Genomic DNA, 16,215 nt, shown 5'->3' on the forward strand with positions numbered 1-16,215 from the left:
ACTCGCTCGAGGCAGGCGTCATCATGGGAATTGTCCGCTTTGCGCTCCGGTTTCCGCACACGTTCTATGTGCTTGCGGCGCTGATCCTGTTTCTCGGCGGCATCGCGGTCTGGTCGATGCCGACGGACATTTTTCCCGAGATCCGCATTCCCGTCGTCACGGTCATCTGGAGCTATACGGGCCTCTCGACGCCGGAGATGGAGCAGCGCGTCAGCACGTACAGCCAGTACTCGATCAGCGCGAATGTCAGCGGCATCAAGAACATCGAGGCGCAGACGCTCAACGGCTTGTCGGTTCAGAAGATCTACTTTCAGCCGGACGTCAATCTCGATCTCGCGATCTCGCAGATCGTTTCCGCAACGAACGCCATCCGGGCGCTGATGCCGCCGGGCATTCAGCCGCCCGTCATCGTGCAGTTCAATGCTTCGAGCGTTCCGGTACTGCAGCTCAGCCTCGAGTCCGACAAATTGAACGAGCAGCAATTGTACGACTTCGGCATCTACAGGATCCGGCAGCAGCTGGCTCCGGTCCCGGGGGTGACGCTGCCGACGCCTGCGGGCGGAAAATACCGGCAGATCATGGTCGATATCGATCCGAGCAAGCTGCTGTCGCGCGGATTGACGCCGCTCGACATCGTCAATGCGGTGAACACCCAGAACCTGACGCTGCCGACCGGCACGGCGAAGATCGGCGATACCCAGTACCCCATCCGGACCAATGCGACGCCCGCCTCGATCAAGGATCTCAATATGATCCCGGTCAAGTTCGCGAACGGCGCGACCATCCTGCTGAAGGATGTTGCCCAGGTCCGCGACGGATCGCAGGTCCAGCAGAACATCGTGCGCGAGAACGGTCACCGGTCGGTCCTGCTCAGCGTGATCAAGAACGGCAACGCGTCGACGCTTGCCGTCGTCAATGGGGTCAAGCAGGCCCTGGCCTCGATCCGGGCTTCGGCTCCTGCCGGGTTGAAGATCAGCGAACTGTTCGATCAGTCGGTCTTCGTCACCCATTCGGTCGACGGGGTGCTGCGCGAAGGCGCGATCGCGGCGGGGCTCACGGCGCTGATGATCCTGGTATTTCTGGGGTCGTGGCGGTCGACGCTGGTGATCCTGATCTCCATCCCGCTCGCGATGCTGTCCTCGCTCGTCGTCCTGCATTTCCTGGGCGAGACCCTCAACACGATGACGCTGGGCGGGCTGGGGCTCGCTGTGGGCATCCTGGTCGATGATTCCACGGTTACGATCGAGAACACGCATCGCCTCTGGACCGAGGAGGGGATGCCGCTGTCGGAGGCGACGCTGCACGGCGCGGCCGAAATCGCCGTGCCGACACTGGTTTCCACGCTCGCGATCAGTTGCGTCTTTACCTCCGTCGTATTCCTCGAAGGACCGGCCAAATACCTCTTCACGCCGCTCGGGCTTGCGGTGGTGTTCGCGATGCTGGCGTCATACGTGCTGTCGCGGACTCTCACGCCGATCACGATCGGCTTGTTGCTGAAGGGCGAGCGGCGCCATGGCGAGGACGAGAGGCCACCTGGCCTGTTTTCGCGCGCCTCGGCCATGTTCGAGCGCGCCTTCGAGCGCCTGCGCGAGGGTTATTCCGAGCTCTTGATGATGCTGCTCCGGCGTCGCAGCATCGTGCCGGTCGCTGCCGCGCTCGTGCTGGCTCTCGGGGCCTTCATGTTCGTCTACGTGGGCAGGGATTTCTATCCCCTGATCGACGGCGGCGAGATCCAGCTCCATGTTCGTGCGCCCGCCGGCACCCGCATCGAGCGCACCGAGGCGATCTTCCAGGCGATCGAGGACAAGATCCGTCAAATCATTCCGGACCGGGATCGCGGGCTGATCGTCGACAATATCGGACTGCCGGCGCGCCCCTACAATCTGGCTTTCACGGACGGCTCGACGATAGGGGTGAACGACGGCACGATCCTCATATCGCTCAAGGACGGCCACAGGCCGACCGCGGATTACGTCAGGAAGCTGCGCGAGGTCTTGCCGGCAGCATTCCGGGAGGACACCTTCTATTTCCAGGCGGCAGATATCGTCACCCAGATCCTGAATTTCGGCCTGCCGGCGCAAATCGATGTCCGTACCGTCGGCTACGGCGCCAATAATCTGTCGGTGGCCAAGGAGCTCGAGAAGAGCCTGGCGGCAATTCCCGGGATCGTCGATGCGCATCTCCAGCAGGAAGTCGATGCGCCGGCCTTCTATGCCGACATCGACCGGACCCGGGCCGCTCAACTGGGCCTCAACGCCAGCACGGTCGCGACCAACATCAATGTCAGCCTCAGTTCGTCGGCCCAGGTCTCGCCAAATTTCTGGACCGACCCGACATCGGGCATTCCCTATTATCTCGCTGTGCAGACGCCGGAGTACCGCGCCAATTCACTCAACGCGCTGGCGAACACGCCGGTGTCGGCCTCTCTGGCTGCAAGCGGGCAGACGGTGCCGGGCCTGCTCGGTAATGTCGCGACCTTCAAGCGCGGGACGGTGCCGACCAATTTGAATCAGGCCAATGTCCAACCGGTGTTTGACGTTTATGCGAGCGTGCAGGGGCGCGATCTCGGCAGCGTCGCGGCGGATATCGACAAAGTGACCTCGGCGCTTCAAAAGCAGCTCCAGCCGGGAAATTCGATTCAGGTCCTGGGACAGATCCAGAGCATGCATCAATCGTTCCGCGATCTCGGGATCGGGCTGCTGTTTGCCGCCATCCTGGTCTACATGCTGATGGTCGTGAACTACCAGAACTTCGGCGATCCCTTGGTCGTCATCATGGCGTTGCCGGCGACCTTCTGCGGCATCGTGACGATGCTGTTCATCACCGGGACGACGCTGAACGTGCCTTCGCTGATGGGCGCGATCATGGCGGTTGGCGTTGCGTCGGCCAATTCCATCCTGCTCGTGACCTTCGCGCGTGAGGCGCAGCTGAAGGGGCAGTCCGCTTTCGAAGCTGCACTGAATGCAGGCCGCACGCGAATCCGCCCCGTGCTGATGACGGCCGCCGCCATGATCGTTGGCATGATCCCGATGGCGATCGGAGGCCCGGGCGAGGAGCAGAACGCGGCGCTTGCCCGCGCCGTCATCGGCGGGGTGTTGTTCGCGACGCCGACGACATTGCTGATCGTGCCTTATCTCTTCGCCTGGCTACGCAAGGGCAATGACGGCAAGGCCCGCCACGGCGTATTCGAGGAGCAACCGGAATGAGCGATGTTCGCATGCGGACCGATAGCGACGGGGTGAGCGACCGGCCTGATCCGGAAAGCTGCCGCATCGTGGAGCTGCCCGGCAAGGATGTGCGTCCGCGACGCCGGCGCGGCGGCGCCTGGCTCGGCGGCGCCATGCTCCTGCTCCTTGCCGGCGGTCTTGGCGTGGGCGGATGGCGATACTATCAGGCCGCACGCGATCTGGCTGTGTCGACACAGCAAATCAGGACTGCCATTCCGCAAGTTCGGGTGGCGACTGTCCATGCCAGCGGCGACATCATGAAGGTCGCGCTGCCGGCGACCACGACGGCGTTCGAGGCGGCGAACATCTTCGCGCGGGCCAGCGGCTACATCGAGAAGCGCTACGTCGATATCGGCGATCGCGTGAAGAAGGGCGGTCTCCTTGCGGAGATCACTGCGCCGGAGCTCGACCAGCAGATCGCGCAGGCGCAGGCGACGCTGGCGCAAAACCAGGCCGCCTTGCAGCAGGCGCAAGCGAGCCGGGAGCTTGCCGACGTCACAAATGCGCGGGACAGCAATCTGGTCAAGCAGGGCTGGTTGACGGCCCAGCAGGGCGACAACGACCGTCTCACCCTGCGCGCCCAGCAGGCGGCCGTGAACGTGGCGCAGTCGAACATCACCGCGCAAGAGGCACAGATTCGCGTGCTTCAGCAGGAGAAAGCCTATCAGCGCGTGGTCGCGCCATTCGACGGTGTGATCACGCAACGCAATGTGGACAATGGCAGCCTTGTTCAGGCCGGATCGACCTTCATGTTCACGCTGATGCATTCGAACGTGATCCGAACCCAGGTCTTCGTGCCGCAGGACGAGGCCTTTGGCATCGCGCCGGGCGTTGATGCCGAGATTCGCGTTCCCGAGATCCCGGACCGGATCTTTCCGGGAAAGGTCACGCGCATCGCGACCGCGTTACAGCCGGGAAGCAGAACGCTGCTGACCGAGATCGACGTCCCCAATCCGGACGGCGCCCTGAATCCCGGCATCTACTGCACCGTCGAGCTGTCGATCCCGCGCAAGACTCCGTCAGTGTCGATTCCGGCCGACGCGCTGGTCTTCGATCAGAACGGTCTCCATGTCGTAGTCGTGCGCAACGGCGTCGTTCATTTGCAGAAGGTCTCGATCGCGCGGGATTTCGGCACGTCGATAGAAGTGCGTGAGGGCGTGCGGCCCGGCGAGCAGGTCGTGCTCAATCCGTCGGTCAGCCTGGCCGAGGGCAGCAAGATCGCGATTCGCAAGCAGGATGGGAGCCAGGAGACGCAGACATGATCCGGATCGTGTGCGCGGCGCTCGCTGCCCTCTTGCTCGGCTGCTCTGCTGGCAAAGCCCAGGTGGCGACGACCGGCAGCACAGCGATGGGCCTTCCGACCGTGCCGGGCGCAATCGTCACGTCACCGCTCAATAGCCCCGGGCCGTTTTCCACGGCGACTTTGCCTGGCGCGCCCGATACCACGCTGGCACCCGTCCCGCTCGCGCTGGATCCGACGACGCCAGGGACGGTCGTCGTCTGTGCGCCACCATCGGCGTCTCCGACGCAGGTGCCGGCGACCCCGATCGTATCGAACATGGGATTGCCGGCGTCAGGCAGCGCGGCCCCGATCGCGCCGGCGATGGGGCAGAACACCAGCTCGATCGGGACCGTTCCCGCGGCTGCGCCGGCAGGGACGGCGCCGATCACCGCGTGCAGTTCAGCGCCGGGCGGCGTGGTGGCGAGCGCTGCATCCTTGCCGCTCTCGATCGCGGACGTGCCGGCCGGACCCTCGCCCGGCACGATCCCGCAGGTCATCACTGACGCTGGCGGCACGGGCATAGACCCAAATGCTGCGATCGCGCCGAGCCCCAACACGTCGGCCTGCGCGGAAGGCGTGACGATGAATCTGGCGACGCTTGCGACAGTAATGCCGGCCAACGCAACAGGGGCCGCGCCGACGCCCGGCGTCTCGCCGGTTTTGCCGCCGGGCTGCTGAGGGGGCGCTGCGCATCGACGCTCGCCTCACGGGCTACGCAACGATCGTACCCGTCGCGCGTCCGAAGCTCGTCGAGAAGTGTGCGGAGCTCGCATGGCCGCAGGCATAGGCGATCTCGGTCAGCGTGAGATTCCGATCGACCGCGCGGCGGTGGAGACAGAGCGAACGATCCGGCATCTGCCGATTGGAATCGGAGGAATGACAGCGTCACGAGGGGCTGCCATTCCTCCTTCCAGCGCGAGATGGAAGAGCCCCGAGACCGTGCGGCGGTCTGCTTCGGCTGCCGCGCGATTGCGTCGCGCCGAAGGAGCTTCGTCGGGCTCGAGGACTTAGTAGCCGGACGTGGGCTCGCAGGGCGGGCGGCGCCACGGGGCCGTTGCATAGGCGCCGACATCCGGAGCCCGCGTGCAGCCGCGCTTGGAGGTGACCGGAACACGCTGCGCCGATGCGTAGGCATCGACATTCGCCCGGCGCGCATTCGTGTTGCCTTCGCGCGCCATCGCCGGGGAAGCAACCATCGCCGCTGCGATCAGTGCGGCCGAAAGCAGTTTCAGTGTCGTCATCGTACGTCTCCTTGACAAAGCGATGCCGGGAACGCCTCGGCTCGCTCGCCAGACATGTGTATGCGTGCGCCGGATCTGCAGTATCGATCGAACGATGATTTTCGCCTTTGCACGGAGTCATGCCCGCGATGCCATCGCAATTGCGCGCGCATGACGCGGCCGTACGCCGTTCGAGACGCGGACGATGGTTGCCTCCAACTGGCAAGCGCATCGGGTCTGGTCGCTACGTCCTGTCATCGGCGCCAGTGATGCTCGTGAACATGGTTTGCGCCGAACACGGGAGCGGCGCCGCCGGGGCGCTCGAGTCCCATGCGTCCCGCAGGCGTCAACGCGCCGCCATTCAGCACATCGCGGTCGGGATACATCGAGGCATAGGTCGCCGGCTCCTGGTCGGCGAATGACCAAGCGGCCGATGCAGACGATAGTGTTGCTGTTGAGATCAGTGCCGCAGCGATCAGGATCTTTAATGCACTCATGGCGATTCTCCATTGTGTCTCGTGCGGAGCGTCGCTTGAGCGAGATCGCTGCTCGGCTGGTGGCGTTTCCGGAGTTCTGTTCTATGCCTGACATATAGATCGCTCGGTCCGCAAAACCCGTGAGCACGCATCACGCTTGAGGGAGGATGGCCGAGTGCGGGACATGGTGCTCAGGCGTTCGACGAATACCCTGTGCGTTGTCGCATGGAATCCTGTCACCGACGTCAGACTCGATCGCGCGATCGTGCATGGTCAAATCGCACGCGGCGCCCAGTTTTGTATGCAGGTCATGCAGCATTTGGAGTGCAAGCCATGAAGCCGATCTCGTTTCTCTTCGTCGTCATCTGTCTTGCGCTCTCGGGCGCCGCGATTGCCCGCGGTGGCGTCGGCTCGCCGATGTCGATGGCGCACGGCGGTGCGCTCGGTACCAGTGCCGGCAGGCCCGGGACGAACTCGCTCGGCACCGCGCTTCCGTCAGCCGAGAGCGGCGATCACGCAATGCGCGGGCCCTTGCTGGGGACGAACCAGACCATCGACAAGGAGGACGCGCGGCTCGAGAAGATGCTCGAAGGATCGATCTGTCGCGGCTGCTGAGACGTTCGGATTGAAGCGCGGTGAGCGCGGCTGACGCGGGAATGGGCTTTCCGGGCGCGGCTGTCAGCATGCTCTGATGGATTGGGGCGATCTTCCCATTCCGCGCGCCTGTATCCGGATTGCACGCAGCCGCGGCGAAAAGTTCGACCGCGAAGTATCTTCAAAATGCCGGAAGCCGCCGGCGACGATGCGGCCGGGCGTGCCTTCGTGAAATTTACGGTGCGTTTGGGAAGATCGCGCCAGCGTCGACCCCCTAAAAAAGACCGATATCATTCGAGCGGAGCGCTGGGCGTTCGATCGCCAGGCGCCTCCGCATTGCAAGGAGACTTGATGAAACTGGCAGGTATACCGGGGCGTTCGAGCCTTGGATCGCTCATCCTGATTGCCGCCGTCATTGGCTGTAGCGCCGCGGCCTTCGCGTACACCGCGGGGTGGCTCTCGCCTTCGCGTCTCACGCCGGATCTGATGATCGCGGCGTTGACGCCTCCAAGCGGTCCGCCACTCGGACATCGGCGGAACCATGCCAAGGGAATCTGCTTCACCGGCACGTTCGAAGCGAACGGGAATGGTGTGGAACTGTCGCGGGCCCAGATGTTCGTGCAGGGCCGCTATCCGGTCCTCGGTCGTTTCAATCTCGGCACCGCCGATCCGAATGCGGTGGATGCGACAGTGCGCGTTCGCGGCGTCGGCCTTCAGATATCGGCGGCGGACGGCGAGGAGTGGCGAATGGCGATGATCAATCCGCCGTTCTTTGCGGTCTCCACGCCCGAGGCGTTTCACGACCTGCTGGTTGCGGCCGGCAAGAAGGATCCGGAGGCGATGACGGCGTTCACCCGCGCCAATCCGGAGTTCGCAGCTTTCGCGGCCTGGGCCAACGCGGCGCCCTGGACCGGAAGCTATGCGGAGGAGCCCTACAACAGTCTCAACAGCTTCGTCTTCACGAATGCGAGGGGCGATGAGCACGCCGTGCGGTGGTCGCTGCTGCCCACGGCAGAGCCTACTCCTATCGCCCAGGCGGAGCTGAAAAAACGCGGCCCGGATTTTCTCGAGCAGGAAATCACGGATCGGGTGCAGTCTGCCCCGCAACGATGGACCATGGTCACTACCGTGGCCGATCCCGGCGATCCGACCGCGGATCCAAGCAGGGCCTGGCCGGAGAACCGGCGCAAGGTACAGGTCGGAACGCTCGTCGTGCAGCGAATTGAAGCGGAGCGCGATGGACCCTGCCGCGACATCAATTTCGATCCGACCGTGCTGCCGCGGGGAATCCGTATCTCTGACGATCCTTTCCCGGCTGCGCGCTCGTCGGTCTATCGCAAATCCTACGATCTGCGCGCGGCCGAAGCCGGGGACTATCCGAGAAGCGGAGTTGCCAAGCCATGACCCGTCCCCCACATCGGTTCGCCCCGACCCAGCGGCTGCTGCACTGGCTGATGGCGTTCTGCATTATCGCCATGCTCTTCATCGGTGTCGGCATGGTGTCCACCGTGGCGCCGAAATACCTGCCGCTCATCCTGATCCACAAGACGCTCGGCGTTGTGCTTCTCATCCTTGTCCTTGTCAGGCTGGCGCTGCGGCTTCGTCTCGGCGCACCGCCGTTGCCGGCCGATCTACCGCCGGCGATCAAGCTCGGCGCGCGATTGTCGCACCTGCTGCTCTACGGCTTCATGATCCTCATGCCGTTGCTTGGGCTCGGCATGCTCTGGGCCGCGGCCTATCCGGTGGTCCTGTTCGGCGGGATCGAAATTCCGGAATTCCTGCCGCAGAGCGACCGCGCGCATACGTTGCTTTGGAACGCCCATGTCTATCTGGGCCTCGCATTCTTCGCCCTGGTGCTGCTGCATCTGGCGGCAGCGCTGTTCCACGCCTTGATCCGCCGTGATGGCGTTTTCGCGACGATCTCGCCGCTGCCGCAGCGGGAGCGGATGAAGCCCGCCGAATGAGTGCGCAGGCGGGCGTGCAGTCCGGGAATGATCCTTTCGGGTCAGAAAGACCGGTCGCCCGCCGCCTGATTAAAGTTTTCCCACCCCAGCAAGGATGCCGACCATGACCAAAGCAGACCTCCAAAGCCCGACGGATCTCGGGGCCAATGCAAACCGCGATATTCCTGCCGCGCTCAGAGCATTGCTGGCTGACGTTTTCGCGCTGTACATGAAGACGAAGAACTTCCATTGGCACGTATCGGGCAGTCATTTCCGTGACTACCATCTTCTGCTCGATGAGCAGGGCGAGCAGATCTTTGCCATGACCGACGATATCGCCGAGCGGGCGCGCAAGATCGGCGGCACCACGCTGCGCTCGATCGGCCAAATCGCGCGCGAGCAGCGCATTCTCGACAATGACGCCGATTATGTCGACCCCCAAGACATGCTGGCCGAGCTGCGCAGTGACAACCAGCAACTGACGCGAGAAATGCGCCGGGTCCACGAGCTCTGCGACGAACATGGCGATGTCGCCACCGCCAGTCTGCTGGAAAACTGGATCGACGAGACCGAGCGGCGGATCTGGTTCCTCTACGAGACCGGGCGAGGCCGCCCGAATTCGTAAGCGCAGCGCAGGCCATCGAGCCGGGAGGCGGGTCAAAGATGAGCGGTCTCCCGGAGCTCCTGCGGGACAATAGCGCGAGCCCCAAGCGCATGCTGTTGCGCGAATTCGTGCGGCGGATCGACGACGAACTTGTGTCCGTGATTGGCCTGCTGTCGGAGGCAGATCTAGCACGCGCTGTCGCAGGGCATGCCAAGATCGCAAGGCGTTCTGTTCGTCTCCGCAAGGTTGCCGCGTCCAATGCTCCGCATCGTGCAGATCAAAAATATCGTCGCTTCCGTGAAAGATGGGGCGTGGGCCCACCTGTACGCTTGCTCCTATCCGTGACCGGAAGACCGGTCACACGTGCAAGGGTCAAGCCATGACGGATATGTCGAACTCGAAGGCGTCGCTCGGAAGAGCTATCCAAGCGATCAGCGGAAAATGGGGCCGGTTCGTTGCGCTTGGCGCAGGCGAATTGATTCTCGGTGGCATCGCATCCGCGAACCTGATGGCGGCCAGTCTCGCCTCCGTGCTGGTCATTGGCGCGACCATGACCGTCGCCGGCATCTTCCAGGTCGTGCATGCCTTTTCGGTGCGCGGCATGCGGGGATTCCTATTCTGGCTGCTCGCGGGCGTTGTCTACGGCGCGGCCGGGATCATCGTGCTCTGCGATCCGGTTCTGGCCTCGTTCACGCTGTCTCTCGCCGCGTGCGCGTTCCTGCTCGTCGCCGGAGTGGTGCGGATCCGGGCAGGCTTTCATATGCGGCCGGCTGCAGGTTGGCGCTGGATCGTTGCGGCCGGCGTTCTGACGCTCTGCGTCGCCGTCATGTTGGTGGCAGCCTGGCCGGCGATTGGCCTGTGGCTGCTCGGTGCGATGCTGGTGGTCGACCTGATCTTCCAAGGCTGGGGCTTCATTGCATTCGGGCTCGCGCTCAGAAGCCGGGCGCCCCGCCACTCGGTCCAGCCGGCGACGGTGTGAGCCATGATGACAGGTTCGACATTCACGCGGCATTGGGAGATTGCCTGGCGCGGCGGTCAGACCCGGTCGACTTCGCGGCTGGTGGCCGAGGAGACGGCCATCGCGCTCACTTATAATGGCTCGACCCATGCCGTGATGATGGGTACGCCGGCCGATCTGGAGGATTTCGGCATCGGATTCAGCCTCACGGAAGCCATCGTCGAACGGCGAAGCGAGATCGGGAGCATCGATTTGATTCCGAACGAGCTTGGCGTCGAGGTGCGGATGTGGCTCGATGGGGACCGCGCGGCGTCCCTGGCCGCCCGTCGCCGCGCCATTAGCGGTCCGGTCGGCTGCGGACTCTGCGGCATCGAAAGCCTCGAACAGGCGCGCCGGACGCCCACGCGGGTGGAAGGCCGTGGCATCGCTTTTCATGCGCGAGACCTGTTGAACGCGATGCAGGCGCTCTCTCCTCTGCAGACATTGAACCAGCACACGCGATCCGTGCACGCGGCGGCGTTCTGGAGCCCTCGCACTGGCATCGGCCTCGTCAGGGAGGACGTCGGCCGCCACAATGCGCTGGACAAGCTCGCGGGCGCGATCATGCGCGACGGCAGCCCGGCTCGCGACGGGGCCGTGCTGCTGACGAGCCGTGTCTCGGTCGAGATGGTGCAGAAGGCGGCGATGATGGGCGTGCCGGTCGTCGTGGCCGTGTCTGCACCGACCGCGCTTGCCATCCAGACCGCGAAGGATGCGGGCATCACGCTCGTGGCGATTGCCCGCGATGACGGCTACGGCGTCTTCACGCACCCGCGACGCGTTCTGCTGCCCGACGAGGCTGCGCCGCGCACGGGGTGTTGACCCCGCGGGCCGCCCGGCATGTCGATACAGGCCGCATCTCCGGAGCCCGCAGCTGGGCTGCGGGCGGCCGTCTTTGCTACGGAATACTCGCTTCCGGTTGCGGTCCTGCTGACGATGTCCGGCGGCTTTCTCGATGCCTTCACCTGGCTCTCGCTCGGCGGCGTATTCGCGAGCTCGCAGACCGGCAACGTCGTTTTCCTCGGCATCGATGCCCTTTCGGGGCAATGGCAGCGGGCGGCGCATCATCTGCTTCCGATCGTCGTCTTTCTTCTCGGCGCATGGGTGGCGATCCGCATCCAGGCGCCGCTACGCTGTCTCGTTGTGGAGATCATCTGCCTCGCCGCCGTGATGCTGTTACTGCACCGGATACCTGATCCGGTTGCCATCCTCGGAGTCTCCTTCGGCGTCGCGCTGCAGTCGGCCAGCTTCAGGCGCGTCGGACGCTGGAGCTATCTCTCGGTCACCGTCACCGGCAACATGCTGCGCGCCATCGATGAATTCGTGTCGCCATCCGATCGCGACGCCTCGCACGGAGGCGGCGCCATGCTCGTGCTCTGCCTGATGTTCCTATGCGGCGCCGCCATCGGTGGCTTTGTCACGACGCGGCTCGGCGCGGCCAGTCTTGCGGTGCCGATCGCTTTGTCGGCGTGCGCACTGTTGCTGTGCCGGCGGAACCGGATCAGCCGAGACCCCGGCTGAGCGGTTTCTCTCGCGGCGCGCCGTCGCACCATGCCATTCGGCAAAGGCGCGTTCGTTCGCGGAAGCGGGCAGCGCTGTGCGCGCCGTATCGTCTTCAGTAGGTGCCGGGATGGCGCTTCCGACGTCGACTGCCACGGGAGGCAAGGATGAACGAACTCCGCAAAGAGACAGACAGCCTGGGTGAAGTGTCCGTTCCCGCGGACAAGCTCTGGGGCGCGCAGACGCAACGATCGCTCGAACATTTCAGCATCGGCAGGGATCTCATGCCGCGCGAGATGATCAAGTCCTATGCAATCCTGAAGAAGGCGGCCGCGACCGCCAACCACGCGGGCGGTCGTCTCGACGGCAAGATCCACAAGCTGATCATCCACGTCTGCGACGAGATTCTCGCGGGCCAGCATCACGATATGTTTCCGCTTCACGTCTGGACGACGGGCGGCGGAACGCAGTTCAACATGAACGTGATCCGCGCTGCGACGGCGGAGGTGCTCAAGGTCGATAACATCCCGCAACCGGCCGCACGCGCGCCGGCGGTTGCGAAGCGGGCGTGAGAAGAGGGGGGCTTGCCATGGATCCGACGGCGCTTCTCCTCTCGCGGCTGCAGTTCGCCTTCACCATCTCGTTCCACATCATCTTCCCGGCGTTCACGATCGGGCTTGCCGCCTGGCTCACCGTGCTCGAAGCGATGCACCAGTACAGCGGCAGGCGCGTCTACCGGACCCTGTTCGAGTTCTGGCTCAAGATCTTCGGCGTCGCCTTCGGCATGGGCGTGGTATCGGGCGTGGTGATGGCGTTCCAGTTCGGAACGAACTGGAGCGTGCTCTCGAAGATGTCGGGCCCGATCCAGGGGCCGCTGTTGTCCTACGAGACGTTTACCGCCTTCATGCTGGAGGCCGGCTTCTTCGGTATCCTCATCTTCGGTCGGCCGCGGGTGCCGCCCTGGTTCTACCTGTTCTCGACCGCGATGGTCGCGCTCGGCACCACGCTGTCGGCGTTCTGGATCATGGTCAACAACAGCTGGATGCAGGTGCCGACCGGCTATGTCCTGCAGAACGGCCAGTTCGTGCCTGACGATTGGGCGCAGATCATCTTCAACCGCGTGGTCTGGGTCCGCTTTCCGCACATGCTGCTCGCCTCTTATCTCACCGGCGCGTTCTGCGTAGCTGCGACCGGCGCGTGGTATCTGCTGCGGCGGACCTATCGGGCCGAGGCGCATGTGATGCTGCGCATGGGCCTTGCGCTCGCAGCGGTGCTGCTTCCGGCGCAGCTCTTCATCGGACATCTCGTCGGCGACTACGTCCACGACTATCAACCGGCCAAATTCGCGGCGATCGAGGCGCGCTGGCACGACGAGCAACCGGCTTCCGAGGTGTTGATCGCGATCCCGGATTCGACCACCGAATCGAACAAATATGCCATCTCGATTCCGGTGCTCGGCAGCATCATCGCAAGCATGAGCCTGACCTCGAAGGAGGTCGGCCTGACCAGCTTCGCGCCGCAGGACCGGCCGCCGGTGGCAATCCCGTTCTTCGCCTTCCGCATCATGGTCGGCTGCGGCTTCGTGATGCTGGGGCTGGCCTGGCTCGGGACTTGGCTCCCGCTCAAGCATCGGCTTGAGCGCAGCCGTCTGCTGCTGTGGGGCATCTTCCTCAGCTTTCCGCTGCCGTGGATCGCGATCCTCACCGGCTGGTACACGGCGGAGGTTGGCCGCCAGCCATGGACGGTCTACGGCGTATTGCGGACCGCCGATGCCGTGACGCCATCTCTGACGGCGGCCGCCGCGACCGCTTCGCTGATCCTGTTCGTTGCGGTCTATGCCTTCATCTTCTCGTTCGGGACCTACTACATCTACCGGCTGCTGCGCGCCGGCCCGGCCGGCCTGGGCGGCAAGCCTCTGCACGTTCCGGTCCCCAATCGGCCGATGTCGCTCGCCGACCAGGCGCCGGCGTCGCACAGCTATTTCGAAGCGGGAGAATAGACATGGTGATGTTCTGGGTTGCGCTGCTGGCCATCAGCATTCTGATCTATCTTCTGCTGGACGGCTTCGATCTTGGCGTCGGCATGCTGTTCGGCCTCGCCGATGGCGAGGCGGGGCGTGCGGAGATGCTGCGCACGATCGCTCCGGTCTGGGACGGCAACGAGACCTGGCTGGTCGTCGCCGGCGTGATCATGTGGGGTGCGTTCCCCGTGGTCTATGCCATGTTGATGTCCGCCTTCTACATCCCGGTCGTGGTCATGCTGCTGGGATTGATTCTTCGTGGTGTCGCGTTCGAATTTCGCGGCAAGGCCTCGCGCTCGCGCCAGATCTGGGACATCAGCTTCACCGTGGGATCGTTTGCCGCAAGCTTCATGCAGGGCGCGATGGTCGGGGCGCTGGTCAAGGGGCTGCAATTCTCCAACGGCGAATATGTCGGCGGAACCTTCGGCTGGCTAACCGGCTTTTCGGTCTTGTGCGGGATCGGCCTGTGCTTCGGCTATGCGCTGCTTGGGGCGTGCTGGCTGGTGAGGAAGTGCGAGGGCCCGATCCGCGACGCCACGCGGCGTCAGATCCCATTCCTAGCGGTCGCCGTGCTGGCCTTCCTCGTGGTCGTCTTCACGCATGCGCTTGTCGAGCATCTGCCAATCCTGCGCCGCTGGATCCAGCGGCCCTATCTGTTCGTGTTTCCCTTGATCGGCGCGGGTGCCGCCGCAGTGCTCGCCACCAGCATCTTGCGCCATGACGACTATTGGCCGTTCCACATGGTGGCGCTGATCTTTGCGTCGGCCTTCGGCACGCTTGCCCTGTCATTCTGGCCCTACATGATCCCGTTCGTCGTCACGATAGACGAGGCGGCGGCGCCGCATGCAAGTCTCGCCTTCATGTTCTGGGGCGAGGGCCTGTTTGTGTTCCCGTTGATGCTGCTCTATGTCGCGGTGGGTTATCGCGTCTTCCGCGGCAAGACGGCCACGGCGGCGGATCACTACTGACGGCGACGGGCCCGAACCGCGAACAACAAGAAAGGCGCCGGTTTCGGCGCCTTTCTTGTTCGGGGCGGTTTATTGCCTTGTTCAGGACCTGGGCATGACGCCGGGGCTGTTGTCCGGCCATTGCGCGACTAGCTTCTCGTCGATGTTGAAATGCTGGGCGACCAGCTTGGGCGGCGTGTGCGTCAGCCAGTTGGAGAGAGAGACCTCCTCGTAGCGCGGCGCGCGGAATACGCCGACGAACTGCAGCTCGCTGTCGCCGATATTCTCGACATAATGGCCGAGATTGCGGCGGACATAGCCGATGTCGCCGGCCGAGAAATCCGTCGTCAGCGCGTTGGGGCCGGTGTCGAACACCGTCATCCGTGCCTTGCCCTTGATGTAGTACTGCCACTCGTCGGCGTTCGGGTGCCAGTGCATCTCCCGTACCGCGCCCGGCGGCATCGTCACGAGCGCCGCAGCGACGGTGGTGGCCACCTTGAAATTGCTGCTGTCGGCAACGCGGATGCTGCCGGCGGAACTCTCCTTGACCGGGGTCGAGCTGCCGAGCGAATGGATGAAGGGGTAGGGCGGCGCCTCCGCATGCTTGGCGATTGCGGTGCGATCGGCGGCGAGATCGCCTGGCACCGCTCCCTGAAAGATCCAGAGATTGTGCAGCGGGATATTCGCGAAGGCCTCGACCGCAACGCCGAAGTTCTTGGCCAGCCCCTCGGGCGGCGTATGGGCGAGCCAATCCGTCACCAGCAGCGTGTTGAACTCGTTGGCGTGGCCGTCGTCGAAGCAGATCACGAACTCGCAGCCGTCAGGCCCCAGGCCCTGCAGCGAATGCGGCGCGCCCGGCGGGAAGTACCAGAGGTCGCCGGCCTTGAGGTCGCCAACATAGGGACGCCCCTGGGTGTCGAGCACGGTGATGCGGCAGGAGCCATAGGTCATGATCGCCCACTCGGCGGCCTGATGCCAATGCAGCTCGCGGATGCCGCCGGCGGCCAGGCGCATGTTGACGCCAGAGATCTCCTTGGAGATGGCGAAGTCCTCGACGGTGACCTGACGGGCCCAGCCGCCATTCTGGATGCGCTTCGGAGCATTGTTGAACGAGGCCCAATCCATCGGTAATCCGCCGACATCCGTCGCCGGTGGGGTTTGCGCGGAGGGGAATTGCTTGGCGAGGGCCGGATTCTGCGGACCGGGATCGGTCAGGCTTCCGGGGCTCCTGGCATTCACCGCGCCTTGTGGCGGCTCGTCCGGATTGCCGAAGGTTGCGGCCTGGGCGCTGGAGCCGACCATGGCGGCGCCTGCCGCAGACATGGCCAGCAGATCACGTCTTGAAAACATGTTGGGTCGCTCCTGAAAATTGTCGAAAGCCCTCCGTGGCGATGGGGCTCCAGCT

At 64.3% G+C, this 16,215-nt stretch carries 15 protein-coding genes and 1 pseudogene; 13 read left to right on the plus strand and 3 right to left on the minus strand.

The annotated features are described in order from the left end of the window. The first annotated feature begins 23 nt into the window (after positions 1-23). The 3 genes from X268_RS02370 to X268_RS39160 are packed head-to-tail and all read left to right on the plus strand — an operon-like array spanning position 24 to position 5,187. Positions 24-3,206 (plus strand): efflux RND transporter permease subunit, encoded by a 3,183-nt coding sequence (locus X268_RS02370; protein WP_128923443.1) that lies wholly within the window; start codon positions 24-26, stop codon positions 3,204-3,206. Continuing rightward, positions 3,203-4,489, plus strand: a complete 1,287-nt coding sequence (locus X268_RS02375) for an efflux RND transporter periplasmic adaptor subunit (protein WP_128923444.1) — start codon at positions 3,203-3,205, stop codon at positions 4,487-4,489. Before X268_RS02370 ends, X268_RS02375 begins: the two co-directional genes overlap by 4 nt. Continuing rightward, entirely contained in the window at positions 4,486-5,187 is a 702-nt protein-coding gene (locus X268_RS39160) for a hypothetical protein (RefSeq protein WP_164937481.1), read from the plus strand. Before X268_RS02375 ends, X268_RS39160 begins: the two co-directional genes overlap by 4 nt. A 329-nt stretch (positions 5,188-5,516) precedes the next feature. On the opposite strand, the gene X268_RS02385 is transcribed toward X268_RS39160, so the two are convergent. Both X268_RS02385 and X268_RS02390 read right to left on the minus strand, forming a co-directional pair. Further along, complete coding sequence (locus X268_RS02385; protein ID WP_128923446.1) at positions 5,517-5,750, minus strand: hypothetical protein; 234 nt, start codon at positions 5,748-5,750, stop codon at positions 5,517-5,519. A gap of 233 nt (positions 5,751-5,983) precedes the next feature. Next, positions 5,984-6,226, minus strand: coding sequence for a hypothetical protein (locus X268_RS02390; RefSeq protein WP_128923447.1), 243 nt, complete (start codon positions 6,224-6,226; stop codon positions 5,984-5,986). A 312-nt stretch (positions 6,227-6,538) separates the two neighbouring features. Between X268_RS02390 and X268_RS02395 the strand changes: the two genes are divergently transcribed. The 10 genes and pseudogenes from X268_RS02395 (at position 6,539) to cydB (ending at position 14,831) form a co-directional block, all read left to right on the plus strand. Beyond that, positions 6,539-6,820: a hypothetical protein gene (locus X268_RS02395; protein ID WP_128923448.1), complete on the plus strand. Its 282-nt coding sequence runs from the start codon at positions 6,539-6,541 to the stop codon at positions 6,818-6,820. Between the two features lie 330 nt (positions 6,821-7,150). Next, complete coding sequence (locus tag X268_RS02400) at positions 7,151-8,203, plus strand: catalase family peroxidase (protein ID WP_128929117.1); 1,053 nt, start codon at positions 7,151-7,153, stop codon at positions 8,201-8,203. Beyond that, positions 8,200-8,763: a cytochrome b gene (locus X268_RS02405; protein WP_128923449.1), complete on the plus strand. Its 564-nt coding sequence runs from the start codon at positions 8,200-8,202 to the stop codon at positions 8,761-8,763. The genes X268_RS02400 and X268_RS02405 overlap by 4 nt, the downstream gene beginning before the upstream one ends. Before the next feature lie 103 nt (positions 8,764-8,866). Then, positions 8,867-9,367 carry a Dps family protein gene (locus X268_RS02410; protein ID WP_164937482.1) on the plus strand — a complete coding sequence of 167 codons (501 nt, stop codon included), beginning with the start codon at positions 8,867-8,869 and terminating at the stop codon, positions 9,365-9,367. Between the two features lie 358 nt (positions 9,368-9,725). After that, positions 9,726-10,325, plus strand: coding sequence for an HdeD family acid-resistance protein (locus X268_RS02415; protein ID WP_128923451.1), 600 nt, complete (start codon positions 9,726-9,728; stop codon positions 10,323-10,325). A 3-nt stretch (positions 10,326-10,328) separates the two neighbouring features. Then, a complete protein-coding gene (gene fdhD, locus X268_RS02420) occupies positions 10,329-11,165 on the plus strand; it encodes a formate dehydrogenase accessory sulfurtransferase FdhD (protein ID WP_128923452.1) in 837 nt (278 codons plus the stop codon). A gap of 18 nt (positions 11,166-11,183) precedes the next feature. Then, positions 11,184-11,864, plus strand: a complete 681-nt coding sequence (locus tag X268_RS02425; protein WP_128923453.1) for a YoaK family protein — start codon at positions 11,184-11,186, stop codon at positions 11,862-11,864. 146 nt (positions 11,865-12,010) lie between these two features. After that, a pseudogene (locus tag X268_RS02430) lies at positions 12,011-12,328 on the plus strand (lyase family protein); the annotation flags it as partial. A gap of 104 nt (positions 12,329-12,432) precedes the next feature. Next, on the plus strand, positions 12,433-13,842 hold the full coding sequence (locus X268_RS02435) for a cytochrome ubiquinol oxidase subunit I (RefSeq protein WP_128923455.1): 1,410 nt from the start codon (positions 12,433-12,435) through the stop codon (positions 13,840-13,842). A gap of 2 nt (positions 13,843-13,844) precedes the next feature. After that, entirely contained in the window at positions 13,845-14,831 is a 987-nt protein-coding gene (gene cydB, locus X268_RS02440) for a cytochrome d ubiquinol oxidase subunit II (protein WP_128923456.1), read from the plus strand. A gap of 81 nt (positions 14,832-14,912) precedes the next feature. Here the strand turns inward: cydB and X268_RS02445 are convergent, their stop codons facing one another. Beyond that, positions 14,913-16,160 (minus strand): oxalate decarboxylase family bicupin, encoded by a 1,248-nt coding sequence (locus X268_RS02445; RefSeq protein WP_128923457.1) that lies wholly within the window; start codon positions 16,158-16,160, stop codon positions 14,913-14,915. Positions 16,161-16,215: the final 55 nt, after the last annotated feature.

Origin of the sequence: Bradyrhizobium guangxiense (assembly GCF_004114915.1) — a bacterium.
GTDB classification, from domain to species: domain Bacteria; phylum Pseudomonadota; class Alphaproteobacteria; order Rhizobiales; family Xanthobacteraceae; genus Bradyrhizobium; species Bradyrhizobium guangxiense.

Bases quoted from the DNA above. Each gene is read 5' to 3' on its own strand.
- X268_RS02390 (WP_128923447.1), bottom strand. From the start codon at position 6,226: ATGAGTGCATTAAAGATCCTGATCGCTGCGGCACTGATCTCAACAGCA.
- X268_RS02385 (WP_128923446.1), bottom strand. From the start codon at position 5,750: ATGACGACACTGAAACTGCTTTCGGCCGCACTGATCGCAGCGGCGATG.
- X268_RS02410 (WP_164937482.1), top strand. From the start codon at position 8,867: ATGACCAAAGCAGACCTCCAAAGCCCGACGGATCTCGGGGCCAATGCA.
- X268_RS02415 (WP_128923451.1), top strand. From the start codon at position 9,726: ATGACGGATATGTCGAACTCGAAGGCGTCGCTCGGAAGAGCTATCCAA.
- cydB (WP_128923456.1), top strand. From the start codon at position 13,845: ATGGTGATGTTCTGGGTTGCGCTGCTGGCCATCAGCATTCTGATCTAT.
- X268_RS02395 (WP_128923448.1), top strand. From the start codon at position 6,539: ATGAAGCCGATCTCGTTTCTCTTCGTCGTCATCTGTCTTGCGCTCTCG.
- X268_RS02405 (WP_128923449.1), top strand. From the start codon at position 8,200: ATGACCCGTCCCCCACATCGGTTCGCCCCGACCCAGCGGCTGCTGCAC.
- X268_RS02400 (WP_128929117.1), top strand. From the start codon at position 7,151: ATGAAACTGGCAGGTATACCGGGGCGTTCGAGCCTTGGATCGCTCATC.
- X268_RS02445 (WP_128923457.1), bottom strand. From the start codon at position 16,160: ATGTTTTCAAGACGTGATCTGCTGGCCATGTCTGCGGCAGGCGCCGCC.
- X268_RS02425 (WP_128923453.1), top strand. From the start codon at position 11,184: ATGTCGATACAGGCCGCATCTCCGGAGCCCGCAGCTGGGCTGCGGGCG.
- X268_RS02375 (WP_128923444.1), top strand. From the start codon at position 3,203: ATGAGCGATGTTCGCATGCGGACCGATAGCGACGGGGTGAGCGACCGG.
- X268_RS39160 (WP_164937481.1), top strand. From the start codon at position 4,486: ATGATCCGGATCGTGTGCGCGGCGCTCGCTGCCCTCTTGCTCGGCTGC.
- X268_RS02370 (WP_128923443.1), top strand. From the start codon at position 24: ATGGGAATTGTCCGCTTTGCGCTCCGGTTTCCGCACACGTTCTATGTG.
- fdhD (WP_128923452.1), top strand. From the start codon at position 10,329: ATGATGACAGGTTCGACATTCACGCGGCATTGGGAGATTGCCTGGCGC.
- X268_RS02435 (WP_128923455.1), top strand. From the start codon at position 12,433: ATGGATCCGACGGCGCTTCTCCTCTCGCGGCTGCAGTTCGCCTTCACC.